The organism is Pseudomonas sp. 1928-m (assembly GCF_029269135.1).
Lineage (GTDB): Bacteria > Pseudomonadota > Gammaproteobacteria > Pseudomonadales > Pseudomonadaceae > Aquipseudomonas.
Genome location: NZ_JARIXO010000001.1, coordinates 1,961,170 through 1,986,942 on the forward strand (window position 1 = coordinate 1,961,170; position 25,773 = coordinate 1,986,942).

Genomic DNA, 25,773 nt, shown 5'->3' on the forward strand with positions numbered 1-25,773 from the left:
CAATTCAGTAAGCTGTACCGGTGCAATTGTAAAAGCCCGGTTTACTGTTACGGTTCAGTCAAGCAGGAACGCGGTTATGACCAATCTGTTGCTTTATCAGCGTATTGCCCAGCAACTGGCGGAAGACATCCGCCGCGGCGTTTACCAGCCCGGTGAGCGTGTGCCTTCGGTGCGCAAGATGAGTGCGCAGCTGAGCGTCAGCCACGCGACTGTTCTGCAGGCCTACGCCAATCTGGAGGATCAGGGCTTGATCCGTGCCCGCCCGCAATCCGGCTTCTACGTGCACCAGACCCCGGCTCTGACTGCACCAACCCCGGATATCGCCCGCGTAGAGCGCCCTGGTCTGGTGACGCGCAGCAGTATCATCAATCAGGTGCTCACCGAGTCGCGCCGCGAGGGAGTGTTCCCCTTAGGTGCGGCAGTGCCGCATGTGGATTACCTGCCGGTGCGCGCGTTGCACCAGCAGTTGGCCAAGGTCACCCGCTTTCACAGCGCGCGGGCCTTTAGCTATATGTTCAGCCCGGGCTTTGAGCCGCTACGGCGCCAAGTGGCGATCCGCATGCGCGATGCCGGCGTGGTGGTCGACCCGACTGAAGTGGTGATCACCCACGGCTGCGTGGATGCGCTGCAGATGAGCCTGCGCGTGCTGACCAAGCCGGGCGATCTGATCGCTGCCGAGTCACCTACCTATTACGGCCTGCTGCAACTGGCGGATCTGCTCGGCCTGAAAGTTATCGAGATTCCTAGCGACCCGACCACCGGCATCAGCCTGGAAGCCCTGCAGCTGGCGGCCAACCAATGGCCGATCAAAGCCCTGGTATTGACCGCGCGGTTGAGCAATCCGCTGGGCGGCACCATTCCCGAAGAGCGTCAGCGCCAGTTGCTGCGTCTGGCCGGTGATTACGATATTCAGATCATCGAAGACGATATCTACGGCGAACTGATGTTCGAGCAGGGCCCGACCAAGGCACTCAAATCCCATGACCGTGAAGGGCGGGTGGTGTATTGCTCAAGTTTCTCCAAGACCCTGTCGCCTGGTGTGCGTATCGGCTGGATTGTCGCCGGCAAATATCAGGATGAAATTCAGCGCCTGCAGACCTTCAGCACCCACTCGGCCTGCAGCGTGACGCAGATGGCGGTAGCGGCGTATCTGGAGAACGGCGGTTACGACCGCCACCTGCGCTTTATCCGCCAGGAATACCGCAAGAACCTCAGCGCCTTCCAGCTGGCGGTGCAGCAGTACTTCCCTGAAGGCACGCAGATGAGCCGGCCCAAGGGCGGTTTTATTCTCTGGGTCAGTCTGCCGGCGCGGGTCAATACCAAAGATCTGCACGTACGGGCCCTGCAGCAGGGCATCAGCATCGCGCCGGGGTTGATCTTCAGTAATACCGAGCAGTTCAACCACTGCATTCGCCTGAACTGCGGCATCCCGTGGAACCGCGAAGCTGAGCGCGCGTTGATGACGTTGGGCATGCTGGCCGGGCAGCTGTGTCAGGAGGGTGTCACCGTTTCCTGAGGTTGTGTCTGGTCGTATCAGCCTGCGCCGCAGTACTCTACTATCGCCAGTAGGACACATAAGGCAGGGAAACCGGTGCGGACGATTGTTGCGTTACTCTGCCTGTTGCTGGGCGAACAGAGTGCTCGTGGAGCCGACTTCACTGTGGGGGCAGAAGCGATCAACTTCTACCCGATCTACGACGGTACGGCGGCTCACTACCGCGGCTATGGTCGGGATGTGCTGGATCATTTCGCCAGCAAATACGGCTACAACTTCCGCTATGTTCATTTGCCGGTGAAGCGCCTTTACCGCAACTTCCTCAGCACCGACGAACTGGATTTCAAATTCCCCGATAATCCGCTTTGGCAGCGCGATATGCGCAAGGACAAGGCCGTCACCTACAGCAATACTGTCTACCAGGCCATCGAGGGTCTCTTTGTGTTGCCGGCGAATCGTGACAAATCGCTCGCGGAGCTTGCGGCGATTGCCACTGTGAGAGGGTTCGATGCCTGGCCTTACAAAGTCGACATCGCTAATGGCGTTATCGAACTGCAATTCGCTAACACCCAGGACAGCCTCGTGGCGCTGGCTCGGCAAGGTCGGGTGGGCGGCATCTTCTACGAAGCAAGTGCGCTCAACTGGTATCAGTACACGACCGATACCCCGGCCGGTGACAGGCTCGTGTTGAACGAACGCTTGCCGCACTATCGACCGCAGTTTTTTCTGTCCACGCGCACGCAGCCGCAGATCATTGCTCAGTTCAACCAGTTTTTGCAGGACGAATCCCACCTGCTGCAACGCTTAAAGAGCAAATACGGGCTCTCGGATGTCCAGGCACCCTAATACAGAGAACCACCTTTCTCCGTATGCTTCCGCTGCCCTTTACGGCTGATGGGGGCATTTTTACGAGCGGTTAACCCGTCTGCCGATACCTCTGCGTCTACCTGAGCGAATGGTTTGTTCCGATCGCTCAGGAGATGCGCCCATGTCTGCTTACCCCGTATTGCTTACCCGTCCTCTGCTTGCCGGTTTCGCCGCAGGTGTACTGATCAGCCTTGGTGCGTGCAGCGCCGCTAACCCCGAGGCGCCGGCTACCGAGGCTGGCAGCCCGCAGCTGAGCGATCAGGCCCATAAGCGTGAACGTGCCGAGTTGCATGAACAGCTGGCCGCTGCCCCCGCTGAGTTGCAACGTAAAAACCAGGTGATGGGCGGCGCCGTGATGCCCAGTGTGGCCTATGCGCCGATGCCGATGTCGGTACAGGCCGATGCCTTGCCGCCGGGCTATCGTGACGAGAACCGCGAGCAGTATCAGAAACTGGCGGGCAACCCGGTGCATGCCGTGGCCGAGACGCCGGTGTCGACTTTTAGCATCGATGTGGATACCGGCAGCTACGCCAATGTGCGGCGTTTCCTCAATAGCGGTCAGTTGCCGCCGCAGGATGCGGTGCGCCTGGAGGAGCTGGTCAATTACTTCCCTTATGCCTATCCGCTGCCCAAGGGCGATGTGCCGTTTGGCGTGCACACTGAACTGGCGGCCACGCCGTGGAACCCGGAAAGCCGCCTGCTGCGTATCGCCATCAAGGCTTCGGACCTACGCGTAGACGAGCTGCCGCCAGCCAATCTGGTGTTTCTGGTGGATGTCTCCGGCTCGATGGACCGCCGCGAAGGGCTGCCCATGGTGCAGAGTACCTTGAAGCTGCTGGTCGAGCAGTTGCGTGCTCAGGACAAGGTGTCGCTGGTGGTGTATGCCGGCTCATCCAGCGTGGTGCTGGAGCCAACATCCGGCAGTGAGAAAGCCAAGATCCGCGCGGCCATCGATCAGCTGACGGCGGGCGGTTCAACGGCGGGCGAGTCGGGCATTCAGCTGGCCTATCAGCAGGCGCAGCAGGGCTTTATCGACGGCGGCATCAACCGCATCCTGCTGGCTACCGATGGCGACTTCAATGTCGGCATCAGCGACTTCGAAAGCCTCAAGCAACTGGCCGCCGACAAGCGCAAGACCGGTGTGTCCCTGACCACCCTGGGCTTTGGCACCGATAACTACAACGAGCAGTTGATGGAGCAGCTAGCCGACGCTGGTGATGGTAACTACGCCTATATCGACAACCTGCGCGAGGCGCGCAAGGTGCTGGTCGATCAGCTCAGCTCGACCCTGGCGACGGTCGCCAGCGATGTGAAGATTCAGGTCGAGTTCAACCCGGCCGAGGTCAGCGAATATCGGTTATTGGGTTATGAAAACCGTGCACTAAAGCGTGAGGATTTCAGTAACGACAAGGTCGATGCCGGTGAAATCGGCGCGGGCCACACGGTAACCGCGCTGTATGAAGTGGTGCCGGTGGGCGGCAAGGGTTGGCTGGAACCGCTGCGCTATCAGACTGCGAAAACTGACAGCAAGACAGGCGAGCTGGCCTGGCTGCGTATCCGTTACAAGGCGCCAGGGCAGAACGTTAGCAAACTGCTGGAGCAGCCGATTCAAGCCGCTGATGTGCCTGCTATCGGCCAGGCCAGCGAAGACCTGCGCTTTGCCGCCGCCGTGGCTGCGTTTGCTCAGCAGCTTAAAGGCGATACCTACACCGGGCGCTTCAGCCTGGCTGACAGCGCCGAGCTGGCGCGTGCCGCTAAGGGCGATGACCGCTTCGGTCTGCGTGGCGAGTTCGTGCAGCTGGTGGAACTGGCGCAGAGTCTGCAAACTGCGACGAACCGTTCAACTACCGCACGAGTACAGCAGTGAATCGACCCCTCACGGATGACGACGCCGCCTTGTTGCGGCGTTACCGCCGCGGTGACGCGGCGGCTTTCGCCGAGTTGTACCAGCGCCACCGGCTCGGCCTGTTTCGTTTTCTGCTCGGCCTGTGTGGCGACCACGCCCTGGCCGAGGAGGTGTTTCAGGACACCTGGATGAGCCTGATCCGCAGCCAGAGTGAGCAGCGCGATAGCGTGTTGTTCAAGACCTGGCTGTACCAGATCGGCCGTAACCGGTTGATCGACACCTGGCGCAAGCATGGTCGGCACCAGGCGGGGCATGCTGAGTACGATGAACAGCAGCATGCCCCGCACGACCCGCAGCCCGGTCCCGAGCAACAGCTCAGCCTGAGCCGCGATCAGCAGCGTTTAGAGGCCGCCCTGGCCGATTTACCGGCAGAGCAGCGCGAAGTGTTTCTGCTGCGCGCCCATGGCGACCTGGAGCTGGCCGAGATCGCCGAGCTGACCCAGATACCTGCTGAGACGGTAAAGAGCCGTTTGCGCTATGCCCTGCAGAAGTTACGTCGGCTGCTGGCTGACTCGGCCGCCGAGGAGTTGTCCGTATGAACCACGATCAACATAGGCTCGATGAGCAGGAACGGCAGATGCTGGAGCATTTCCGCCAGCACAGCAGCGGTGAACCCAGCGCGCAGCTGGATGCACAGATTCTCGCGGCTGCCACTGCCGCCGTGCGCAACGTGGCCACAGATAAGGCCAAACCCGGTTTGGGCGCGCGCCTGCACAACTGGCTGTTCGGCGCTGGTGGCCGGCAACGCTGGTCGGTGGCATTGGCTGGGGTTGCCTGCCTGGGGATTGGGGTAAGCCTGACCTGGCGTACCTTCGAGCAGGCGCCCGATGCCTTTGACGCCGTGCCGAGCGGCGCGCCGATGGCGCCGGCTGCGGCGAGGATGGCACCACAATCGGCACCGATGTCCGCGCCACTGGCGGAATCCGCGGCGATTAGTGATGAGGCAGAACGCTCACGGGCCGCGCAGCCTGCACCAGTGATCCAGGGCTACAGCGCCGATGCCGCCAAGGCTGAGAAGAAGCTCTCTGTGGGGGCGTCCAATCAGCTGCTGCGTGAAGAGGTGGCGGCCGATGCGTTGCACGACGCCGTGCCTGCCGTGTCAGCCCCTGAAAAAGCGGCACAAGCCGCAGGCATTCAGGCCGAACAGCAGCTGCACAGCGAGTTGCAACGCTTGCTCAAGCTTCGTCGCGATGGCTGGACGGATGAGGCCGATGCCTTGCTGTTGCAACTGATGCGTGAGCACCCGGAGCTGGATATCGACGCACAGCTGCAGCTACTGCAGCAGGATGAATAAGACGGCATGGGTCAGTCGCTGGTGGCCATCGATCCCGGTGGCTGTTGGCTGATCCTTAGGCTAGAGCGCCGCGCTGTAACCTGCCGTACCGATTGCGTGCTTGCCAGAGTACGGGGCAGAGGCCAGCATAGCGGCTTGTGTCACTGCCTTTGTACCTGCCCATGTTGCCTATTCGAAACCTCGCGCTGCTGTTGACTGTCTTGTCACTGGCAGCTTGCGAGCAAAGCACCAACCCTCCTGCCAAGCCCAAAGCTGAAACCGTCAAGGTGCAACCGGCACCAGCCGCAGCGCCTAGCAAAGCGGCCAAGACCGAGCCGGCGCCCGTCGTAAATAAGCCCAGCGCTGTTGAAAGCAAACCTGTGCCAGAGGCTCAAGCCAAGCCGAAACCTGCTGTGGTTGCGCGTAAGGCCGAACCCGCAGAGCCGAAAGCACCGCTGGATCTGAGCCTGCATACCAATGTGTTTGATCCCCTGCAGCCGGTGGCACCGCTCAGCGACCTGTCGGTCCCGTTATTGCCGCCTATGTTTGGCGACAAGGACAAGATTGAGGGGCCCTTCCAGCTCAATGGCAAGCTGATTACCAATGAGCGCGGCGATGACTACTGGGAGTCGGTCGAGGGCGCGCAGCTGCAGTTCGAATTCAAGCAATAGCAGGCAGCGTGGATAGCCCGCCTGCTGCCGGCAATCAGAAGCGGTAGGCTTGTTCGCCGATGGCGGCGAACAGCGTCTGATCCAGTGGGGTAAAGCGCTGTTCGCCCGGTAAACGTACCCACAAGGGCTCCTGCACGGCTGCCGGGTTGTAGGCGGCCTGCTTGAGGTCGGTTTTCTTGTATTTGAAGGTGCCGGTGGTTTCCACCTCGCCGAGCAGGCGGATAAACAGCGGCGCGGCGTACACCGGCAACTCGGCATCCAGGTGCGCGGCAAGGGCGGCGCTATCCAGTTGCTGGCCTTCACTCAGACGCAGCGCAGCCATGCCACAGCGGCCATTGGTGCCGGGGATTTCCACGCCATAGACCACCGCATCCTCGACGCCGGGGAAGGCACCGAGGACGTTTTCCACTTCGGTGGTGGAGACGTTTTCGCCTTTCCAGCGAAAGGTATCGCCCAGGCGGTCGACAAACTGCGCGTGCTTGCAGCCGATATCGCGCATCAAATCGCCGGTGTTGAACCAGGCATCGCCCTTCTTGAACACATTGCGCAGGATCGCCGCCTCGCTTTTGGCCGGGTCGGTGTAACCGTCGAATGGCCACTTGGCGCTGATTTCGCTGATCAGCAAACCCGGCTCGCCTTTGTCGGCTTTCTGCAGAAAACCTTTGGCGGTGCGCATCGCGCAGTCGTTCTCCAGGTCGTAGCGCACGATGGCGTAGGTGGCGGGGGAGAAGCCCACGGTATTGTCGAAGTTGAATACGTTGGTAAAGCCGATATTGCCTTCGCTGGAGGCATAGAACTCGGTGATCTGCTCGACCCCAAAGCGGGCCTTGAACTCGGCCCAGATCGAGGGGCGCAGGCCGTTGCCGATCATGCAGCGCAGGCTGTTGTTCTTTTCGGCGGCCGTCTCGGGCTGGTTAAGCAGGTAGCGGCACAGCTCGCCGATATAGCCGAAGCAGGTGGCCTGATAGCGCTGCACATCCGGCCAGAAGGCGCTGGCGGAGAACTTGCGGCGCAGGGCGATGGCCGCGCCACCGGCCAGGGCGGCGCTCCAGCACACGGTCACGGCGTTGTTGTGGTAGCAGGGCAGAGTCAGGTAGAGCACGTCCTGGTTGTTCAGGGTCAGCCCGGAATGGCCGAAGCCGCCATAGGCCTTGATCCACTTGCCGTGACTCATTATCGAGGCCTTGGGCAGGCCGGTGGTGCCGGAGGTGTAGATCAGGAAACAAGGGTCCTTCATCTGCACCTTGGCGCTGTCGGGCGGGTTATCGCTGGCCTGGCTGCGCGCCAGTTGCATCAGATTGGTCCAGCCGTCGGGGGCTTGGCCGGGATCGCTTAGGCAATCCTGATCGGCCACCCAGTAACGTGGCGTCTGCGGTTTATCGAGCTGCTCGGCGACCTCATTGAAGGCGGCGAGCAGTTCTTCACCGATCAGCATAAAACCCGGTTTCACCAGGTTCAGGCTGTGCGCCAGCACCTTGCCGCGCTGGGTGGTGTTGACCAGCGCGCCGACCGCGCCGAGCTTGCTCAGCGCGGCGAGAATAGCCAGCAGCTCCAGGCGGTTTTCCAGCATCACCGCCACCACGCTGCCATGGCGCACGCCCTCCGCCTTGAAGGCCCAGGCCAGGCGGTTGGCCCAGGCGTTGAACTGGGCATAGCTAAGGCTGCGCGACTCATCCAGCAGCGCTGGCCGGTCGGGGTGCTGCTGCACAGTGCGCTCCAGCGCCCAGGCCAGCGACAGGTTCTTCTCGCGGTTACGAATACCGGCGTAATACAGGCCGCGCAACATACGCGGCACACGCGGCAGGTGCTGGGGTAGACGGGCAAGGAAACGCAGCGGGGAAATCAGATCGGTCTGGCTCATGGCTCTCGCGCTTATGGTTGTTATGCGGGGGCGAAGGTCAACTCTAGTCGCCCGCATGCACACCTGCCATGGCTCTGGCGCAAGCCTGGCCGGGCGGATCGGCAAATAGCGCTGCAGCTGTGTATTGCCAGCGAGCCCTGGGCTGTGGCATTAGCTCGGCATGCTGGCGAGATGGCGTACAGAACCAGGAGGGGCAATGAACCTGAACCAAATCACCGTGGCGGTCAGCGATGTGCCGCGATCTATTCGCTTTTATCAGGGCCTGGGCCTGCAACTGATTGTCGAGAGTCTGCCGGACTATGCGCGGTTTTGTTGCCCGGATGGCCAGGCGAGCTTTTCCCTAAGCAAGGTTGCCCAGGTGCCGGCGAGCCAGACGTTGATCTACTTCGAATGCGCCGAACTGGATCAGACCGTCGCGCGCCTACAGGCCCAGGGCGTCGAGTTCAGCATGCTGCCGACCGATCAGCCCTGGCTGTGGCGCGAAGCCTATCTGCAAGACCCGGATGGCAATCCGCTGTGTTTGTATCACGCCGGCGAAAACCGTCTGAATCCGCCTTGGCGGCTTAAGTAAGGCGCTTAATGCTCTGCGCCCATGCCCGCTCTAAGGTGAGCGGGCGTTGGTATGGCCTGCCGGTTTAGTCGACAAACAGATCGTTCATCAGTTTTCCGGTTGGGTCATAGCGGTACTGCTCGAAGTCGTTCTGGCCCTGCTCACGCAGGATTTCCTCATCGATCAGCAGGCGCCCGCTGATGCTGCGTTCGCTGCTGGACAGGATGGCGTGGGCGGCATCGGCCATGATCGCCGGCAGGCGTGCGGCCTTCATCACCGCCAGGCCGCCTGCCTCGAACTCGATGGCGGCGGTGGCGATCACCGTCTTCGGCCACAGCGAGTTGACGCTGATGCCGTACTTCTTGAATTCCTCATGCATGCCTAAGGTGAGCATGCTCATGCCGTACTTGGTGGTGGTGTAGGGGCCGTAGTTGGCGAACCACTTGGGGTCGAGGTTAAGCGGCGGCGACAGGCTGAGAATATGGCCCTTACTCTGCTTAAGGTAGGGCAACGCTGCCTGGCTGCAGACCATCACCGCGCGGGTGTTGATCTGGAACATCAGGTCGAAGCGCTTGGGCTCGAGTTTCTCCACACCCACCAGTTTGATGGCGCCAGCATTGTTGATCAGCGCGTCGATACCGCCAAAGTGCTCGGCGGCTTGGGCCATGGCAGTTTTCACTGCGCTTTCGTCACGCACATCGACCTGCAGGGCCAGGGCCTTACCGCCCACTTCCTCAACTTCTGCCGCTACAGAGTAAATGGTGCCAGGCAACTTGGCATGAGGCTCGGCGCTTTTCGCTGCAATCACGATATTGGCGCCTTCACGGGCGGCGCGCAGGGCGATTTCACGGCCGATGCCACGGCTGGCGCCGGTGATAAATAGGGTTTTGTCTTGCAGTGACATATGCGTGCTCTCGAATTGTTATGGTTTTTGTGGGAGGGGCCGGGCGGCGATCCGCTTTAGCCGCGACAAGTAACTAATTAGTCGCGGCTAAAGCCCCTCCCACGGGATGCGATCAGCTTTCGCTGGCTTCGATTTCCACCAGCAGCTGACGGTTCTTCACCTGATCGCCACGGCTGACGCCAATGCGGCGTACCACACCGTCGATGCTGGCCTTGAGCGGGTGTTCCATCTTCATCGCTTCCAACACCACCAGCAGCTGGCCCTTGCTGACGCTAGCGCCTTCCTCCACCAATACCTCGACAATCGCGCCGTCCATCGGTGCCTTGACGCTGCCCGAGCCGGCGCCGGCAGCGCTGCTGACCGGCTGGTGGGTGATATCAGTCAGCTGCAGATTGCCGTTATGGCCGTACAGCCAGAGGTTTTCGCCAGCCTGGTGATAGGCCAGTCGCTGACGAATGCCATCCAGCTCCAGGGTGGCCCAACGGCCGTCGCTGGCCAGCAGCTTAAGGCTGACCTGCTGTTCGCCAATCGTGGCCAGCAGGCTGGGCTGTGGGCCGTCGCCCAGCACTTCCAGCTCCACGGTAAATGCCTGTTCGCCCTGCTTGAGCAGAAAGCGCCAGGGCGCGCTGCCGGCGTTGCGCCAGCCGGAGAGCCCCGGTTGGTGCGCGCGGGCATTGGCCGATTGCTGGAACAGCAGGGCGGCTGCGGCAGCCAGTTCGCTGGCTTTTGGCGGCCGCGGGCTCAGGCTCGGGTCATCGGCGAAATGCTCGGTGATAAACGCGGTAGTGGCATTGCCGGCGGCAAATTCAGGGTGGCTGAGCAGGTTGGCGAGAAAGCGTTGGTTGCCGTTGACGCCGAGCAGCACGCAATCCTCAACCGCACGCACCAGCTTGCGCCGCGCTTCCTCGCGGGTGGCGCCATAGGCGATAACCTTGGCCAGCATGGGATCGTAGAACGGCGTGATGGCCTGGCCTTCAACCAGACCGTGGTCGATGCGGATACCGTCGCGCAGCGCCGGCTCCCAGCGCAGTGCGCTGCCGGTTTGCGGGAGGAAGTTCTGTGTGGCGTCTTCGGCGTACAGGCGCACTTCCATGGCGTGGCCGGTCAGGCGAATCTCGTCCTGTTTAAGCGGCAGCGGCTGGCCTTCAGCCACGCGAATCTGCCAGGCGACCAGGTCCTGGCCGGTGATCAGTTCGGTGACTGGGTGCTCAACCTGCAGGCGGGTGTTCATTTCCAGAAAGAAGAATTCGCCGCTCTGATCGAGGAGAAATTCCACGGTGCCAGCGCCGACGTAGTTGACCGAGGCGGCCGCTTTCACCGCCGCCTCGCCCATGGCTTGGCGCAGCTCAGGCGTCATTACCGGGCAGGGCGCTTCCTCGACCACCTTCTGATGGCGGCGCTGCACCGAGCAGTCGCGCTCGCCGAGATAGACGATATTGCCGTGTTGATCGCCGAACACCTGGATTTCTACATGGCGCGGCTGGATGACCGCACGTTCGAGAATCAGTTCGCCGGAGCCGAAGGCGTTCTGTGCCTCCGAGCGGGCGGTGCGGATTTGCGCCAGCAGTTCGCTGGACTCATGTACCAGGCGCATGCCACGACCGCCGCCGCCGGCGCTGGCCTTGATCATCAGCGGGTAGCCGATACGCTCGGCCTCGCGGCTCAGGGTGTCGTCGTCCTCGGCTGCGCCCTCAAAACCGGGAATACACGGCACGCCTGCTTCCAGCATGGCGATCTTCGACAGGCGCTTGCTGCCCATCAGGTGGATGGCTTCCACAGTCGGGCCGATAAACACGATGCCGGCGGCCTCACAGGCGCGGGCGAACTCGGCATTTTCCGAGAGAAAACCGTAGCCAGGGTGGATCGCGTCGGCCCCGGTTTTCTGCGCCGCGTTGATGATGTTCTCAATCACCAGATAGGACTGGTTGACCTGGGCCGGGCCGATGCACACGGCTTCATCGGCTTCCTGCACATGGCGTGCGCCGGCATCGGCTTCCGAATAGACGGCCACGGTGCGGTAGCCGAGGTCCTGGGCGGTGCGCATCACCCGGCAGGCGATTTCCCCGCGGTTGGCGATCAGAATTTTGTTAAAGGCGGGCATCTTCGTGCTCCTGTGGGGCGATCCCCGGATTACATCCGGGCTACGGTGTTCTTGCGTACGTGGGAGGGGCTTTAGCCGCGAAAAGCGATACCAGTCGCGGCTAAAGCCCCTCCCACAGGGTTATTCAGCAGCCCACTTCGGCGCACGTTTCTGTACAAACGCCATGGTGCCTTCGATGCCTTCGGCGCCAGTAACGGCAGCAGCAAACTGCTCGGCGGCGCGGTCCAGTAGGGGGGCGAGTGCTTCTTGCTCGGCGGCCAGCAGCAGCGCCTTGGTCTGGGCATTGGCCTGCGGCGCGCATTGGCGTACCTGGCTGAGCACCTGCTGCAAGCGCACGTCGAGGTGTTCGCTGTCGACTTCGCTGAAATGCACCAGGCCCAGGCGCTCGGCCTCGCTGCCATTGAAGCGGGCGGCGGTAAGAGCCAGGCGACGGGTCTGGGTCAGGCCGATGCGCCGCACCACAAAGGGTGCGATCTGCGCGGGCAGAATGCCCAAGGTGGTTTCCGGCAGGCCGAACTTGGCGTCCTGCTGGCAGAGGGCGATATCCGACACGCAGGCCAGGCCGAAACCGCCACCGAGCACTGCGCCTTCAAGCACGGCGATCAGCACCTGCGGCGTGTTCTGCGCTTCTTCCAGCAGGCTGCCAAAGGCGCGGTTAAGGTTGCGGTAGGCATCACCACCAGCCGCACGCGCGCCGGCCATGTCCTTGATGTCGCCGCCGGCGCAGAAATGCCCACCGGCACCGCGCAGGACAATGGCGCGTACGTTCAGATCATTACGCAGGCTTTCCAGTACGCCGCGCAGCTCAGTGACCATGGCCAGGCTCATGGCATTGCGGCTGTCCGGGCGGTTAAGGGTGATATGCAGCACGCCGGCATCGAGGCTTAGCAGCAGAGTTTCGCAGTTCGGTAGGTCGGCCATGGCGGCTCCTTGATGTATGCGCAAGGGGAAGGTGGCCGTAGGGTGGGTCACGTTTTATCGACCCACCGAGCGGTGCCACGGTGGACGTAAAAAGCGACGTCCACCCTACGTTTTTCCGTTCTTAGCCCTTCTTTATGGCCCGCCATCCCTGGCGGCCACCCTTCGGGCCGTCGTTACGCGACGTTAAAAATAGCTCCCGGCTATTTTTTCTTCCCAGGCAGAATGCCCATCAGCTTGCAGATAATGCCCAGCATGATTTCGTCGGCACCGCCGCCGATGCTCACCAGGCGCACGTCGCGGTAGGCGCGAGCCACCGGGTTTTCCCACATGTAGCCCATGCCGCCCCAGTACTGCAGGCAGCTGTCGGTGACTTCACGGCCGAGGCGGCCGGCCTTGAGCTTGGCCATCGAGGCAAGGTTGGTCACGTCGCGGCCGCGCACGTATTGCTCGGTGGCCTGATAAACCAGGGCGCGCAGGCACTCGACTTCGGTCTGCAGCTCGGCCATGCGGAAGTGGATAACCTGGTTGTCGATCAGCGCATTGCCGAAGGTCTTGCGCTCCTTGCAGTAGTCGATGGTGGCGTTGATGCAGTGCTCCAGGCCCTTGATCATGTTGGCTGCGCCGAACAGGCGCTCTTCCTGGAACTGCAACATCTGCATCATAAAACCTGCGCCTTCGTGGCCGATGCGGTAGCGCTGCGGCACGCGTACGTTGTCGAAGAACACCTGAGCGGTTTCCGAGCTGCGCATACCGAGTTTGTCCAGGTGCGGGCTGACCGAAATGCCTGGGGTGTTCATCGGCACCATGATCAGCGACTTGTTGACGTGCGGCTTGTCGTCCGAGGTATTGGCCAGCAGGCAGATAAAGTCGGCGGAAGGGGAGTTGGTGATCCACATTTTGCTGCCGTTGATCACATAGTCACTGCCGTCTTTCTTGGCGGTGGTTTTCAGCCCAGCCACATCCGAGCCGGCACCCACTTCGGAGACGCCGATACAGCCGACCATCTCGCCAGTGATCGCCGGCTTGAGGAACTCTTCGCGCAGCTCATCAGAGCCGAAGCGCGCCAGGGCCGGGGTGCACATATCGGTCTGCACGCCGATGGACATGGGAATGCCGCCGCAGATGATGGTGCCGAACTCTTCGGCGGCGACGATCGAGTAGCTGTAGTCCAGGCCCATGCCGCCGAACTTCTCCGGCTTGGAGATGCCCAGCAGGCCGAGGTCGCCGGCCTTCTTGAAAATATCGTGGATGGGGAAGCGGCCGTCTTTTTCCCATTGTTCGACGTGCGGGTTGATTTCCTTGTCGACAAAGTTACGGACCGTGCGGCGCAGCTCTTCGTGTTCTTGGGTGAAGATCATTTTTTATTCTCCGAAGGGTTACAGGCGGGCTACGCCGAAAGTGGTGGTTTTAAGCGGACGAACCGCAGCTTCGGCGCAGATATCCAGCAGGTAGCCGAGCAGCTTGCGCGTATCGCGTGGGTCGATCAGGCCGTCGTCCCACAGGCTGGCGGTGCCGTAGAGCGCGGTGGATTGGCTGTCGAGTTTCTGCGCGGTGACGGTTTCCAGCATGTCGAGCATCTTCGGGTCGGCTTCTTTGCCTTCCTTCAGGTGTTTTTCCTCGGTGACGATGCGCAGCACTTTGCCGGCCTGGGCACCGCCCATCACGGCGGTCTTGCTGTTGGGCCAGGCGAAGATAAAACGCGGGTCCAGACCACGGCCGCACATGGCGTAGTTGCCGGCCCCATACGAGCCGCCGACAACAATGGTCAGTTTCGGCACCGTAGCGTTGGCCACGGCCTGGATCATTTTTGAGCCGTGCTTGATCACCCCGAGCTGTTCCGACTCGGTGCCGACCATAAAACCGGTGGTGTTGTGGAAGAACAGGATCGGCGTGTTGCTCTGCTCGCACAGCTGGATAAATTGCGCCGCCTTGGCCGCGCCTTGCGGGGTGATCGGACCGTTGTTGCCGATAAAACCGCAGGGCTGACCTTCGATCTGCAAGTGGCCGCAGACGGTCTGGTTATCGAACTCGTTCTTGAAGTCGAGGAAGGCCGAGCCGTCGGCGATGCGGGCGATGATCTCGCGCACGTCGTAGGGCTTTTTGGCATCAAACGGCACCAGGCCGAGCAGTTCGTCGACCGGATACAGCGGCTCGCTGTAGGCCTTGGTTGGGCGTGCCGGCAGTTGAGCATTCCACGGCAGCATGGCGAGGATTTCACGAGCGATGCGCACGCCGTCGGCGTCGTTCTCGGCCAGGTACTCGGCGGTGCCGGCGACCTGGGCGTGCATCTCGGCGCCGCCCAGTTGCTCATCGGTGGCGATCTCTCCGGTGGCGGCTTTCAGCAAGGGGGGGCCTGCGAGAAACATCTTGGCCTTGCCACGCACCACCACCACATAGTCCGACAGCCCTGGCTGATAAGCGCCGCCGGCGGTGCTGGAGCCGTGCACCACGGTAATTTGCGGCAAACCCATGGCCGACATGCGCGCCTGGTTGGCAAAGCCGCGTGCGCCTTCGACGAAGATGTCGGCGGCGTAGTTGAGGTTGGCGCCGCCGCTTTCGGTCAGCGCCACCACCGGCAGTTTGTTCTCGAAGGCGATCTGCTGCAGGCGCAGGGTTTTCTTCAGGCCGGTAGGGGAGATGGTGCCGCCCTTGATCGCGCTGTTGCTGGCAGTGACCAGGCAGCGCACCCCGGCGATATAACCGATACCGGAAATAATCCCGCCGCCGGCCTGGGTACCGTCCTTGTCGTCGTGCAGCTTGTAGCCGGCCAGGGACGACAGTTCGAGAAAGGGCGCGCCGGGGTCCAGCAGCAGGTTCAGGCGCTCACGGGGCAGCAGTTGGCCGCGCTTTTCGAATTTCGCTTTGGCATCAAGCGCCTTGTTCAGGCAGTTCTGTTCGATCTGGCGAAAGCTGTCGACGGCAGTGAGCATGGCTTCGCGGTTCTTGGCGAAGTCCTCACCATGCACGTCAATTTCGGAGTGGATAACCGGCATGGCGTTACTCCTCGCCCTTGAGTACGTCAGGCACGTAGGCCCGATGGAAGCCGTTATAGGTTTCGCTGTTTTTCGCCTTGCCCAGGGTCCAGGCACGGGTGCCCTGGCTCGCCGCACCGTCGATGCGGATGGTGTTGCCGCTGATAAAGTTGGCGCCTGGCGTGAGCAGGAAGACGATGGCGGCGGCCACTTCCGATTCGCTGCCAATGCGTTGCAGCGGCACATGATCCTTGAGCGAGCGGATCATGTTCTTCATCGATTCGGGGTAGGTGTCCATGCCGCTGGAGGCGATCCAGCCTGGTGCCACGGCGTTGACCCGCACCCCGGCGTGGCCCCATTCGTAGGCGGCGGTCTTGGTGAAGTTCTCCATGCCTGCACGTGCGGCACCCGAGTGGCCCATGCCGGGCATACCGCCCCACATGTCGGCGAGCATATTGACGATGCTGCCGCCATGTTTGCTCATGCTCTGCAGGAACACTTCCTTGGCGATCAGAAAACCGCCGACCAGGTTGGTGCGCACCACGGTCTCGAAGCCTTTCTGGTTGATGCCGATCAGCGGCGCGGGGAACTGGCCGCCGGCATTATTGACCAGGTGATGGATCTGCCCGCGCCCGGCGACCACGGTTTTGACCATGGCTTTGACGGCTTCTTCATCGCGGATATCGCAGACCTGAAAGCTGGCGCTGCCGCCGTCTTCGATGATCTCGCCGCAGGTGGCTTCAAGCTTTTCCAGCTTGCGTCCGACCAGCACCACATGGGCACCCAGGTTCGCCAGCTCATGGGCGGTGCAACGACCAATGCCGCTGCCGCCACCGGTGACCATGATGGTCTGGCCGCTAAAGAGGCCGGGTTTAAATACCGAGTCGTAGCTCATTGTTATTGTCCTTGTTCGAGGCTAACGGCCAGCGCCTTGGGCACCGGTATCGGGAATTCCAGCAACTGTTGGGCAAAGGCCTTGCCTTGCGGATCGATGCGCAGGGAGGCGACGCCGCCGCCACCCAGGGCGTTTTCCAGCAGGAAGTTCAGGCTATGGCTGCCGGGCAGATACCAGCGGCTGACCTTGCCGGTTTGCGGGTCGAGCGCGTGCTGCATCCATTCGGCCACGGCACCCTCACTCAGCGCAGCGGCGATCCAGGCCAAGTACTCGGGCTTTCTGGCCATTACACCGATATTGCTGTGGTTGCCTTTGTCGCCGGAGCGCGCTACGGCCAGCTTGATCAGCGGTACGCAGGCGTCGGCCTGTTCAGGTGGCAGTGGGGCGCTGGTGTCGGCGGCGATCTGTGCGCTATCCAGCACCGCAATTTGCGGCAGTGCGACTGGGGTGCGTACGCCGTTCAGTTCCACTTCGAGTACACAGGCGCTTTTGTCGGCGAGAAAGCTGAACAGGCGGATCACCGGGTAAACCGTAGGGCGGCCGCCGACGATGCCAGTCAAACCCGGTGCCATGCCGGTCGCGGCCTGGGCGATCTCGCGGGAGAACAGGATCAGCGCTTCCTTCTTGGCATGGCGCACGGCGATCTTGATCACGATCTCGCGGGTGTCGGTGCGCTGGCCACGCGGGCCGTAGGTGGCTTCGGAACCCAGCAGCTCGATGCTGACTTCCTTGTAAGGCCCCCAGCCGCGCTCGGCGAACATTTCCTCGGTCTTGTTGATGATCGCCTGGCTGACGCGTTGGGCTTTCTTTACCGCATCGATACCAGCCATCAGGCAGCTGGCGGTGCAGCGGAAACCGTCCGGGTGGGTGGCGCTGACCTTGTATTGATCAGTCGGCGGCAGGCCGCGTGCGCCTTTCAGTTCCACACGGTTGTCGCCGACTTGGCTCAGTTGCACCTGGGTGAAATCGCAGAGCACATCGGGCAGGAAATAGGCCCGTGGATCGCCGATTTCATAGAGCATCTGCTCGCCCACGGTAAAAGGCGTGACCAAGCCGCCGGAACCTTCCGGCTTGGTCACGACAAAGCTGCCATCGGCTGCCACTTCCACTACGGGAAAGCCGATGTGTTCGTAGTCGGGCACGCTTTCCCAGTCGGTGAAGTTGCCGCCGGTGCACTGCGCGCCGCATTCGATGATATGTCCGGCCAATGCGGCTTGGGCGAGCTGGTCGTAGTCGCTCCAGGCCCAGCCAAATTCATGCACCAGGGCGGCGCTGACCACGGCGCTGTCGACCACCCGGCCGGTGATCACGATATCTGCACCGAGCTTCAACGCTTCGACAATGCCCGGTGCGCCGAGGTAGGCGTTGACCGAAACGCAGAAGGGCGGCAGCGGCGCGCCGCTGAACATTTCCACGGTGCCAGCCTTGGCCAGTTCACCGAGCTTGGGTTGCAGGTTGTCGCCATGCAGCACGGCAATCTTCAAGTCGACTCCGGCCTGCTCACAGGCAGCGGCCAGGGCAGCGGCGCAGGCGCTGGGGTTGACCCCGCCGGCGTTGCTGATTACGCGGATGTTCTTCGCGGCGATCTCGCCCAGCAGCGGCGCCAGGGTCTCCACAAAGTCGGTGGCGTAGCCGGCGTCGGGCTTCTTCATCCGCGCGCCGGCCATGATCGACATGGTCACTTCGGCCAGGTAGTCGAAAACCAGGTAATCCAGTTCGGTGCCCTTTACCAGCTGGGCGGCGGCGGTGCTGGTGTCGCCCCAGAAGGCGGAAGCGCAGCCGATGCGTACGGTTTTAGTCATTGGAATAGGTCCGCAACACATGAATAAGGTGAATTGAAGGCTACCAAGCAAGCGCTTGGTTGAAAAGCCCTGGAGAGAATCTTTCTAACCGAAAGTGTGGCCAAGCGCTTGCTTGGGTGGCTGGCGCAGCATAAATTTCACTAATAACGACAAGCACTTGGGTAAACCAGCTGAGAACCAGCGTGCAATTGCACACTGGGCCGCTTGGCCCGAGGCATAAAGAGAGTTGGAGAGTACTTAGCGTGGATGATCAACAAGCGCAGGCGGTGATGCAGCAACTGGTGGCCAGCGGGCAGATCACCGACCCGGACAGCGCGCGCGGCAAGCTGCTGCAAACCGCCGCGCACCTGTTTCGCAGCAAGGGTTATGAGCGCACCACAGTGCGCGACCTGGCCAGCGCCGTGGGCATTCAGTCCGGCAGCATCTTTCATCACTTCAAGAGTAAGGACGAAATCCTGCGTTCGGTGATGGAGGAGACCATTCGCTACAACACCGCGCTGATGCAGGCCTCTCTGGCCGAAGCCAGCGACCTGCGCGGCCGCGTGCTGGCGCTGATTCGCTGCGAATTGCAGTCGATCATGGGCGGCACGGGTGAGGCCATGGCGGTGCTGGTATACGAGTGGCGTTCGCTGTCGGAGCCGGGCCGCGAATTTATCCTGGAGCTGCGCGATAACTACGAACAGCTCTGGCTGCAGGTGCTGGGTGAGGCCAAGGCGGCCGGCTACTTCAAGGCTGACCCCTTTATTTTGCGTCGCCTGCTGACTGGCGCGCTGAGCTGGACCACCACCTGGTTCCGCCCAGAAGGGCCGATGACCCTCGACCAGCTGGCCGAGGAGGCGCTGTCGCTGGTGCTCAAGGACGCTTGAGGAAATTCAGCTACGCTAGGGTGGCACATTGATAGTATTTTGGCGCCAACGGATTGCGAGCGTTTCAGGTCACGGAAGAAGTCGCTGCGTTTTGTTCTGAGGTTCGCCGTTTGGCCACGCTGTTACGAGGTTTACTGCTCGGCTTGCTGTTTTCTGTGGTGTGCGTTGCACAGGCCGCGGAAGAGGTGCGAGTGGGGGCCTATCATTTCCCGCCCTATGTGATTAAACCGGAAAGCGAGCGCCCAGGTGGCCTGCTACCGGAGTTGTTGCAGGCACTCAATCAACTGCAAAGCGACTATCGCTTTACCCTGGTCGCGACCTCGACCATGCGCCGTTATCGCGATCTGCAAAGCGGCCGTTTCGACCTGATTCTGTTCGAATCCCCAGCCTGGGGCTGGCAAGACACCGCGCATACCGCACTGGATCTGCATATCGAAGATGCCGAAGTCTATGTCGCACGCCTGCAGCCAGGCCGTGACGAGCGGTATTTCGACTCGCTCGAAGGCAAGCGCATGGCCCTTTATAGCGGCTATCACTACGGCTTTGCCGGGTTCAACTCGGACAAGCAGTTGCTCACCGATAGGTTCAACGCGGTGCTGACCTACTCCCACGACAGCAACCTGGTCATGCTGCTGCGCGGGCGGGCTGATGTAGCGGTGGTCACGCGCTCTTACCTGCGCGCTTATCAGCAGCGTTACCCGGAGCAAAGCAGCGCCTTGCTGGTTTCCCAGCGAGTTGACCAGGTGTATCAGCACCAGGCGTTGTTCCGTCCGGAGTCTGCGCTGCAGCCGCAAGCCTTTGCCGAGTTGCTCAAACAGCTCAATCGCGACAAACAGCTGGATAAACTGCTGGGGCGCTACCATTTGCGTGACGCATCAGTGCTGATAAATGACTGAAAATGCTCTGTTCGGTCAGATTTGCCTAGGGTAGGCTGCGGTTATCCGAAAAATAGGGAAGTTGGCGTCAAATGGGATTCATCAGGCGTGGGGTAAGCAGGTTTTTCGGCATGAGTCTGGCGTTGCTGCTGGCCGGGCCGCTTATGGCTGCGCAGGAAGTGCGCGTGGCCGCTGTGTATTTCCCGCCTTATGTGTTCAAGACTGAACAGACCCAGGCCACCGGTTTGCTCGAAGAGCTGGTAACGGCCCTGAACCAGGCCCAGACGGACTATCGCTTTGTTATGGTGCCAACCTCGGTAAAGCGCCGCTTTCGTGATTTCGAGCAGCAGCGCATCGACCTGGCGATTTTCGAGAATCCAGGCTGGGGCTGGCAGGACATTCCGCACGAGGCGCTGGATATGCGTCTGGAAGATTCCGAAGTGTTTGTCACCCGTGCTGAGCCGGGCCGCGATCAGCGTTATTTCGACTCGCTCGAAGGCAAGCGCCTGGCGCTCTGCCATGGTTATCACTATGCCTTTGCCGGCTTCAATTCTTCGCCGGAATACCTGAGCAAGACCTTCAACGCTACCTTGACCCATTCTCACGAAAGCAACCTGCTGATGGTGCTGCATCAGCGTGCGGAAATCGCCTTGGTAACGCGCTCCTATATCGGCGACTTCCTCGAACGCAATCGGCAGTACGCCGGGCAGTTGCTGATATCCGAACGCGCCGATCAGCGCTATCGCCATCATGTGCTGTTTCGCCCGCAGGCGCCGATTACGTCGGAGCAGTTTATGGCGATCTATGAACCGCTACGTGAGAACGGCCAGCTGGAGAAGATTTTTAGCCGCTACCAGGTTGCCGTCATGCCACCCGCAGCGGATAGCTCAATAGCAACAGGTGCAGCAGATTGACCGCACAATGCAAGGCGATGGCCAGGCTAATCCGCCCGCTGAAATGAAAGATCAGTCCATAACCCAGGCCCGCAATACCAGCGACCACAGCGAATAGCGGACTGAAAGGCACATGTACGGCGGCAAACAGCAGCGTCGTCAGGCCAATCCCCACCCAGGCTCCGAGCCAGCTGACCAGGCGGCTCTGTAGCAAACCGCGAAACAGCAGTTCCTCGGCCAGCACGGCCACTCCCAGGTTGACCGCCAACCACAGCCATAGCTGCGCCGGCCATTTCGGTTGCCAGCCGACCAGACCCAGCGCCAATGCCAGCAGCGGTACACCGAGCAACGTCAGTGCCGCCGTCAGCCAGACGCTTTTTGAGAGTGTTTTGCTCGGCGTTTTTTGCCCCAGCCACCAGGCCAGCAGCGTGACGCCGACCAGCAGCTTGTCCCAGGACAAACGCAGGGCGTAAGGCGCGGCATCGGCACTCAGTTGGCGCGGCGGCCACAGGGGTGTGGCGCTAAAGCCAGGGACGAGGTGCGCAGCGAAGGCGATGCACGCCAGCAGGCTCAGGGTTGTCCATAACGCGTTGGGCAGGTGCTTGTCGGCATACAGCAGTAATGCGCAGAGAGCGGCCCCGGCGGCCAACCCCGGCAGCTGGATATAACCCAGGGCAAACCCGGTGGCCAGGCACAGGGCTGGCAGCATCAGGCGCAGATGCAATGGCATGGTACGTCCTTGTCGTTCGCGGTTAGGGCTCGCGGGCGTCCTTGGCTTCTTGCTCAAGCTGGCGTTGGCGGATCTTCTCCAGCTGTTCCTCGCTTAGCGGCAGCGGTTTGGCAGTGCGCAGCAGCACCATCAGGCCACCCACGATGGAGCCCAGCACCAGAAGCATCAGCAGCCAGATATACCAGGTCATAACACCATCCTTGCAGGGTTGAGCCGCCACCATAGCCTGCGGCGGCCGGCAATTAAACGGCAACAGCGTACCGCCGTGGAGCGCGCGGCGCTCTGTTGCGGGGTAAATGACTGTGATGACTGTCACATGGCAGCAACTTGGCGCTGGTTGAATGGCGGCTTTCCAACGCACAGGGAGTTTGCCCATGACCACTGCCAGCGCGCTTACGCGCTTGCTCAAGCCGGTTACGCCGTTGGCTGCGGACATGAGCATCGCCGATGTGGCGGATCGTCTGCTGACGCCGGAGCACAAAGCCTTCCTCTCGCTGCCAATTGTTGATAACGCTGGCAGGCCATTGGGCCTGGTCAGCCGCAGCACCTTGCAGGACATCTTTATGCAGCGCTTCGGCCGCGACTTGCGCGGCCGCCATGCGGTGCAGGAGGTAATGAATCCGGCGCCGCTGGTGGTTAGCCTGGAGACCAGCCTGGAGGATGCGGCCAAGCAGATCACCGGGCAGCTGCAATATCCGATCACCGAAGACTTTATCCTGGTCGACGACCAGGGCCTGTATCGCGGCCTGGGCACCGTGCTCGATCTGCTCAAGGCCATGGAGGCGCGCATCGCCCAGCGCAATCTGGTGCTGCGCAAGGCGCTGGTGGAACTCAAGGAGTCGCAGACCCAGCTGGTGCAGTCAGAAAAAATGGCCTCGCTTGGGCAGATGGTCGCCGGCGTCGCCCACGAACTGAACACGCCGCTGGGCTATGTGAAAAACAACGTGCAGCTGCTGCGCGAACTGAGTGCGCCGCTGTTCGAACTGGCCGAGGCGCAGGCTGTGCTGGGCGACTGCTTGAATGATCCGACCTGTGATGAGGCGCGGCTGGCAATGGCCCTGGACACTGCCGCCGAGGCGCGCGTCAAGGCCGCGCCGGAACTGCTGGTGGACGACTTTACCCAGCTGTTCAGCGACACCCTCTATGGCCTGGAGCAGATTGCCGAACTGGTGGTCGGGCTGAAGGATTTCGCCCGCCTGGACCGCGCCATGAGCGAGGAGGTCGACCTCAATGAGTGCATCCGCAGCGCCCTGGTGATTGCCCGCAACGGCATCAAGGACAAGGCCGAAACCATCCTGCAGCTCGGCGAGTTGCCGCGCATTCCCTGCGCGCCGTCGCAGATCAACCAGGTGCTGCTCAACCTGCTCAATAACGCCGCCCAGGCCATTGATGGCTTCGGTCAGATTCTGGTGAAAACCTGGGCCGATGACAGCGCCGTGTTTGTTTCCGTGCAGGACTCCGGGCGCGGCATGCCCGCAGAGGTGCTGGCGCGCATCTTTGATCCGTTTTTCACCACCAAACCGGTAGGCCAGGGCACCGGGCTGGGGCTGTCGATCAGCTACAAAATCATCCAGGACCACGGCGGGCAGATTCGTGCAGCGTCCGAGCCCGGGCGCGGTACACGCTTTCTGATTCGCCTGCCGCGCCCGCAGGCGCTGCCACTACAACGGAGTGCCTGATATGAGCGAGCCGATTCGTATTCTGTTTGTCGACGACGAAGAGCGCATTCTGCGCAGCCTGGCCCTGCAGTTTCGCCGTGAATATGAAGTGCTTACCGAGAGCGACCCGCGTCGCGCCCTGGAGCGCCTAAAAAGCGAAAGCGTGCAGATCATCGTCAGCGACCAGCGCATGCCGCAGATGAGCGGCGCCGAACTGCTGGCTCAGGCGCGTGAGATTGCTCCCGATACCCTGCGCATTCTGCTGACCGGCTACAGCGATCTGGATGCCGCCGTGGAGGCGCTCAATAGTGGTGGCATCTTCCGTTACCTGACCAAACCCTGGGATCAGCAGGAAATGGCCTTCACCCTGCGCCAGGCCGCGCAGATTGCCGCACGCCAGTTGCAAGCGCCGAAAGTCTCGGCAGCCATACCGCAGGCGGCGCTCAATGTACTGCTCTTGGATGAGGATGCGCCGACCCTGGCTGTGGTGGCCGAGTTCTGTGTGGCCGGCGGCCATCGCTTGCTGCGCGCGGCATCGCTGAGTGAGGCGGTGGCACTGCTGAACAGTCAGCCGATTGATCTGCTGGTCAGTGACCTGCAAGTGGCAGGCGAAGACACCGCGCCGCTGCTGAAAAGCCTGGCCCAGGCCCATCCGCGGTTGCTCAGTCTGGTGGTGACGCCGTTCTGCGATACCCAGGCGCTGCTCAAGTTGATCAACGAGGCGCAGATTTTCCGTTACCTGCCCAAGCCGATTCGGCGCGGTCTGTTCGACAAGGGTTTGCTGGCAGCGGCCGAGCAGGCGCAGATTTGGCGTGCGCAGCCGGCGCAGGTGGTCACCCGCCTGGCGCAGCAGCCGCGTGAAGAGCGGGATAGGGAGAAGGTTGGCAGTTTGCTCGGCATGCTCGGGCGTTTGCGTGAACGCCTGATTGCCTGATTGCCTGATTGGACCAGAGATTGTTCGCGGGCATGGCCCGCTCCTACAACCGCTGTAAGGCGTAGGAGCGGGCCATGCCCGCGAAACAACAGTCGTTAGCGGCGTACCTGTTTAAGGGTTTCGGCGATCAGGAAGGCCAGTTCCAGCGACTGGTCGGCGTTCATCCGTGGGTCGCAGTGGGTGTGGTAGCGGTCCGACAGGCCGTCTTCGGTGATCGGCCGCGCGCCGCCGATGCATTCGGTGACGTTCTGCCCGGTCATCTCGATATGGATACCACCGGCGTAGCTGCCCTCGGCCTGGTGCACGGCAAAGAACTGCTTCACTTCGGCCAGAATCTGCGCAAAGTCGCGGGTCTTGTAGCCGCTTGAGGCCTTGATGGTGTTGCCATGCATCGGGTCACTGCTCCACAGCACCTGACGACCTTCGCGTTGCACGGTCTGGATCAGGCGCGGCAGACCGGCTTCGACCTTGTCCGCACCCATGCGCACGATCAGGTTGAGGCGGCCGGGATCGTTGTCCGGGTTGAGGATATCGATCAGACGGATCAGGTCTTCGCTGTCCATGCTCGGGCCGACTTTCACCCCAATCGGGTTGCCGACGCCGCGCAGGAACTCGACATGCGCGCCGTCCAGCTGACGGGTGCGGTCGCCGATCCACAGCATATGCGCTGAGCAGTCGTACCAGCCGCCGGTGAGGCTGTCCTTGCGCACAAAGGCTTGCTCGTAGTTCAGCAGCAGCGCTTCGTGGGCGGTGAAGAAGCTGGTTTCACGCACTTGCGCCGCGCCGTCCATGCCGCAGGCGCGCATAAAGGCCAGGGTTTCGTCGATACGGTCGGCCAGCTGGCTGTACTTCTCGCCCAGCGCCGAGTTGGCAATAAAGTCGAGGTTCCACTGGTGCACCTGGTGCAGGTCGGCGAAGCCACCCTGGGCAAAGGCACGCAGCAGGTTCAGCGAGGCGGTGGACTGGTGGTAGGCCTGCAGCAGGCGCTCCGGGTCCGGTACGCGGCTGGCGGCGTCAAAGCCGATACCGTTGACGATATCGCCACGGTAGGCGGGTAGGGTCACGCCGTCGATGGTTTCATCGTTGGCCGAGCGCGGCTTGGCGAACTGCCCGGCCATACGACCGACCTTGACTACCGGGCAACCGGCGGCGAAGGTCATGACGATGGCCATCTGCAGCAGCACCTTGAAGGTGTCGCGGATTTTCGCTGCGCTGAACTCGGCAAAGCTCTCGGCGCAATCGCCGCCCTGCAGGAGAAACGCGCGACCCTGGGTGACCTCGGCAAACTGGCGGCGCAGTTCGCGGGCTTCACCGGCAAACACCAGCGGCGGATAACCGGCCAGGGTCTGCTCAACCTGGGCCAGTTGCGCGGCGTTCGGGTACTGCGGTTGTTGCTGGATCGGCTTGGCTCTCCAGCTTTCAGGGCTCCAGGGTTGCGACATTGCGGCTCTCGGCTTAAGTCAATTTAGGCGGACGGGCATGGTAACCGATAAGCCATCGCCGGCAAGCCGATAGGCGCGATAGAGCCGCTGCATGGTTCAGCTTTTGTAGCCCGGATGTAATCCGGGGGCTGCTGGCTCTGTTCCCGGATTACATCCG

23 protein-coding genes are annotated in these 25,773 nt (G+C 61.8%); 12 read left to right on the forward strand and 11 right to left on the reverse strand.

Translation table 11 applies throughout. From position 1 onward, the window contains the following. The first annotated feature begins 76 nt into the window (after window positions 1-76). The 6 genes from P3C18_RS08870 to P3C18_RS08895 all read left to right on the forward strand — a co-directional run bounded on the left by P3C18_RS08870 (window position 77) and on the right by P3C18_RS08895 (window position 6,212). The gene (locus P3C18_RS08870; RefSeq protein ID WP_275961441.1) at window positions 77-1,516 is read left to right on the forward strand and encodes a PLP-dependent aminotransferase family protein; all 1,440 of its coding nucleotides are present in this window, start codon (window positions 77-79) and stop codon (window positions 1,514-1,516) included. Between the two features lie 75 nt (window positions 1,517-1,591). Next, window positions 1,592-2,341 (forward strand): hypothetical protein, encoded by a 750-nt coding sequence (locus P3C18_RS08875; RefSeq protein ID WP_275961442.1) that lies wholly within the window; start codon window positions 1,592-1,594, stop codon window positions 2,339-2,341. Between the two features lie 142 nt (window positions 2,342-2,483). Continuing rightward, window positions 2,484-4,229: a VWA domain-containing protein gene (locus tag P3C18_RS08880; RefSeq protein ID WP_275961443.1), complete on the forward strand. Its 1,746-nt coding sequence runs from the start codon at window positions 2,484-2,486 to the stop codon at window positions 4,227-4,229. Then, window positions 4,226-4,807, forward strand: a complete 582-nt coding sequence (locus P3C18_RS08885; protein ID WP_275961444.1) for an RNA polymerase sigma factor — start codon at window positions 4,226-4,228, stop codon at window positions 4,805-4,807. The genes P3C18_RS08880 and P3C18_RS08885 overlap by 4 nt, the downstream gene beginning before the upstream one ends. Beyond that, on the forward strand, window positions 4,804-5,562 hold the full coding sequence (locus P3C18_RS08890) for a hypothetical protein (protein WP_275961445.1): 759 nt from the start codon (window positions 4,804-4,806) through the stop codon (window positions 5,560-5,562). The genes P3C18_RS08885 and P3C18_RS08890 overlap by 4 nt, the downstream gene beginning before the upstream one ends. Window positions 5,563-5,954: 392 nt before the next feature. Beyond that, window positions 5,955-6,212 carry a hypothetical protein gene (locus P3C18_RS08895; protein ID WP_275961446.1) on the forward strand — a complete coding sequence of 86 codons (258 nt, stop codon included), beginning with the start codon at window positions 5,955-5,957 and terminating at the stop codon, window positions 6,210-6,212. Between the two features lie 34 nt (window positions 6,213-6,246). Here P3C18_RS08895 and P3C18_RS08900 read toward each other — a convergent pair whose 3' ends face one another. Next, entirely contained in the window at window positions 6,247-8,073 is a 1,827-nt protein-coding gene (locus P3C18_RS08900; protein ID WP_275961447.1) for a long-chain-acyl-CoA synthetase, read from the reverse strand. Window positions 8,074-8,269: 196 nt separating this feature from the next. On the opposite strand from P3C18_RS08900, the gene P3C18_RS08905 reads away from it, so the two are divergent. Next, a complete protein-coding gene (locus P3C18_RS08905; protein ID WP_275961448.1) occupies window positions 8,270-8,644 on the forward strand; it encodes a VOC family protein in 375 nt (124 codons plus the stop codon). 64 nt (window positions 8,645-8,708) lie between these two features. Here the strand turns inward: P3C18_RS08905 and P3C18_RS08910 are convergent, their stop codons facing one another. The 7 genes from P3C18_RS08910 to P3C18_RS08940 all read right to left on the reverse strand — a co-directional run bounded on the left by P3C18_RS08910 (window position 8,709) and on the right by P3C18_RS08940 (window position 18,218). Beyond that, window positions 8,709-9,527: an NAD(P)-dependent oxidoreductase gene (locus tag P3C18_RS08910; protein WP_275961449.1), complete on the reverse strand. Its 819-nt coding sequence runs from the start codon at window positions 9,525-9,527 to the stop codon at window positions 8,709-8,711. A gap of 112 nt (window positions 9,528-9,639) precedes the next feature. Next, window positions 9,640-11,628, reverse strand: coding sequence for an acetyl/propionyl/methylcrotonyl-CoA carboxylase subunit alpha (locus P3C18_RS08915; protein ID WP_275961450.1), 1,989 nt, complete (start codon window positions 11,626-11,628; stop codon window positions 9,640-9,642). Window positions 11,629-11,748: 120 nt separating this feature from the next. Further along, the gene (locus tag P3C18_RS08920) at window positions 11,749-12,549 is read right to left on the reverse strand and encodes an enoyl-CoA hydratase-related protein (protein WP_275961451.1); all 801 of its coding nucleotides are present in this window, start codon (window positions 12,547-12,549) and stop codon (window positions 11,749-11,751) included. A gap of 200 nt (window positions 12,550-12,749) precedes the next feature. Continuing rightward, window positions 12,750-13,907: a citronellyl-CoA dehydrogenase gene (gene atuD / locus P3C18_RS08925; protein WP_275961452.1), complete on the reverse strand. Its 1,158-nt coding sequence runs from the start codon at window positions 13,905-13,907 to the stop codon at window positions 12,750-12,752. An 18-nt stretch (window positions 13,908-13,925) separates the two neighbouring features. Next, the gene (atuC, locus tag P3C18_RS08930; RefSeq protein WP_275961453.1) at window positions 13,926-15,542 is read right to left on the reverse strand and encodes a geranyl-CoA carboxylase subunit beta; all 1,617 of its coding nucleotides are present in this window, start codon (window positions 15,540-15,542) and stop codon (window positions 13,926-13,928) included. Between the two features lie 4 nt (window positions 15,543-15,546). Then, window positions 15,547-16,416 (reverse strand): SDR family oxidoreductase, encoded by an 870-nt coding sequence (locus tag P3C18_RS08935; protein WP_275961454.1) that lies wholly within the window; start codon window positions 16,414-16,416, stop codon window positions 15,547-15,549. A 2-nt stretch (window positions 16,417-16,418) separates the two neighbouring features. Further along, window positions 16,419-18,218 carry an acyclic terpene utilization AtuA family protein gene (locus P3C18_RS08940; protein ID WP_275961455.1) on the reverse strand — a complete coding sequence of 600 codons (1,800 nt, stop codon included), beginning with the start codon at window positions 18,216-18,218 and terminating at the stop codon, window positions 16,419-16,421. Between the two features lie 242 nt (window positions 18,219-18,460). Between P3C18_RS08940 and P3C18_RS08945 the strand changes: the two genes are divergently transcribed. The 3 genes from P3C18_RS08945 to P3C18_RS08955 all read left to right on the forward strand — a co-directional run bounded on the left by P3C18_RS08945 (window position 18,461) and on the right by P3C18_RS08955 (window position 20,873). Next, a complete protein-coding gene (locus P3C18_RS08945) occupies window positions 18,461-19,084 on the forward strand; it encodes a TetR/AcrR family transcriptional regulator (RefSeq protein WP_275961456.1) in 624 nt (207 codons plus the stop codon). Window positions 19,085-19,275: 191 nt separating this feature from the next. Then, on the forward strand, window positions 19,276-19,980 hold the full coding sequence (locus tag P3C18_RS08950) for a transporter substrate-binding domain-containing protein (RefSeq protein WP_275961457.1): 705 nt from the start codon (window positions 19,276-19,278) through the stop codon (window positions 19,978-19,980). Between the two features lie 110 nt (window positions 19,981-20,090). After that, window positions 20,091-20,873, forward strand: a complete 783-nt coding sequence (locus P3C18_RS08955) for a transporter substrate-binding domain-containing protein (RefSeq protein WP_275961458.1) — start codon at window positions 20,091-20,093, stop codon at window positions 20,871-20,873. Here the strand turns inward: P3C18_RS08955 and P3C18_RS08960 are convergent. Both P3C18_RS08960 and P3C18_RS08965 read right to left on the reverse strand, forming a co-directional pair. Beyond that, window positions 20,824-21,582, reverse strand: coding sequence for a CPBP family intramembrane glutamic endopeptidase (locus tag P3C18_RS08960; protein WP_275961459.1), 759 nt, complete (start codon window positions 21,580-21,582; stop codon window positions 20,824-20,826). The two genes, P3C18_RS08955 and P3C18_RS08960, sit on opposite strands and share 50 nt — an antisense overlap. Before the next feature lie 22 nt (window positions 21,583-21,604). Beyond that, window positions 21,605-21,772 (reverse strand): DUF2897 family protein, encoded by a 168-nt coding sequence (locus tag P3C18_RS08965; RefSeq protein ID WP_090387853.1) that lies wholly within the window; start codon window positions 21,770-21,772, stop codon window positions 21,605-21,607. Window positions 21,773-21,956: 184 nt separating this feature from the next. Here P3C18_RS08965 and P3C18_RS08970 point away from each other — a divergent pair, with 184 nt between their 5' ends. Beyond that, window positions 21,957-23,261 carry an ATP-binding protein gene (locus tag P3C18_RS08970; protein ID WP_275961460.1) on the forward strand — a complete coding sequence of 435 codons (1,305 nt, stop codon included), beginning with the start codon at window positions 21,957-21,959 and terminating at the stop codon, window positions 23,259-23,261. A gap of 1 nt (window position 23,262) precedes the next feature. Next, the gene (locus tag P3C18_RS08975; protein ID WP_275961461.1) at window positions 23,263-24,174 is read left to right on the forward strand and encodes a response regulator; all 912 of its coding nucleotides are present in this window, start codon (window positions 23,263-23,265) and stop codon (window positions 24,172-24,174) included. Between the two features lie 95 nt (window positions 24,175-24,269). On the opposite strand, the gene P3C18_RS08980 is transcribed toward P3C18_RS08975, so the two are convergent. Then, window positions 24,270-25,616, reverse strand: coding sequence for a 3-deoxy-7-phosphoheptulonate synthase class II (locus tag P3C18_RS08980; RefSeq protein WP_275961462.1), 1,347 nt, complete (start codon window positions 25,614-25,616; stop codon window positions 24,270-24,272). Between the last annotated feature and the right edge of the window lie 157 nt (window positions 25,617-25,773).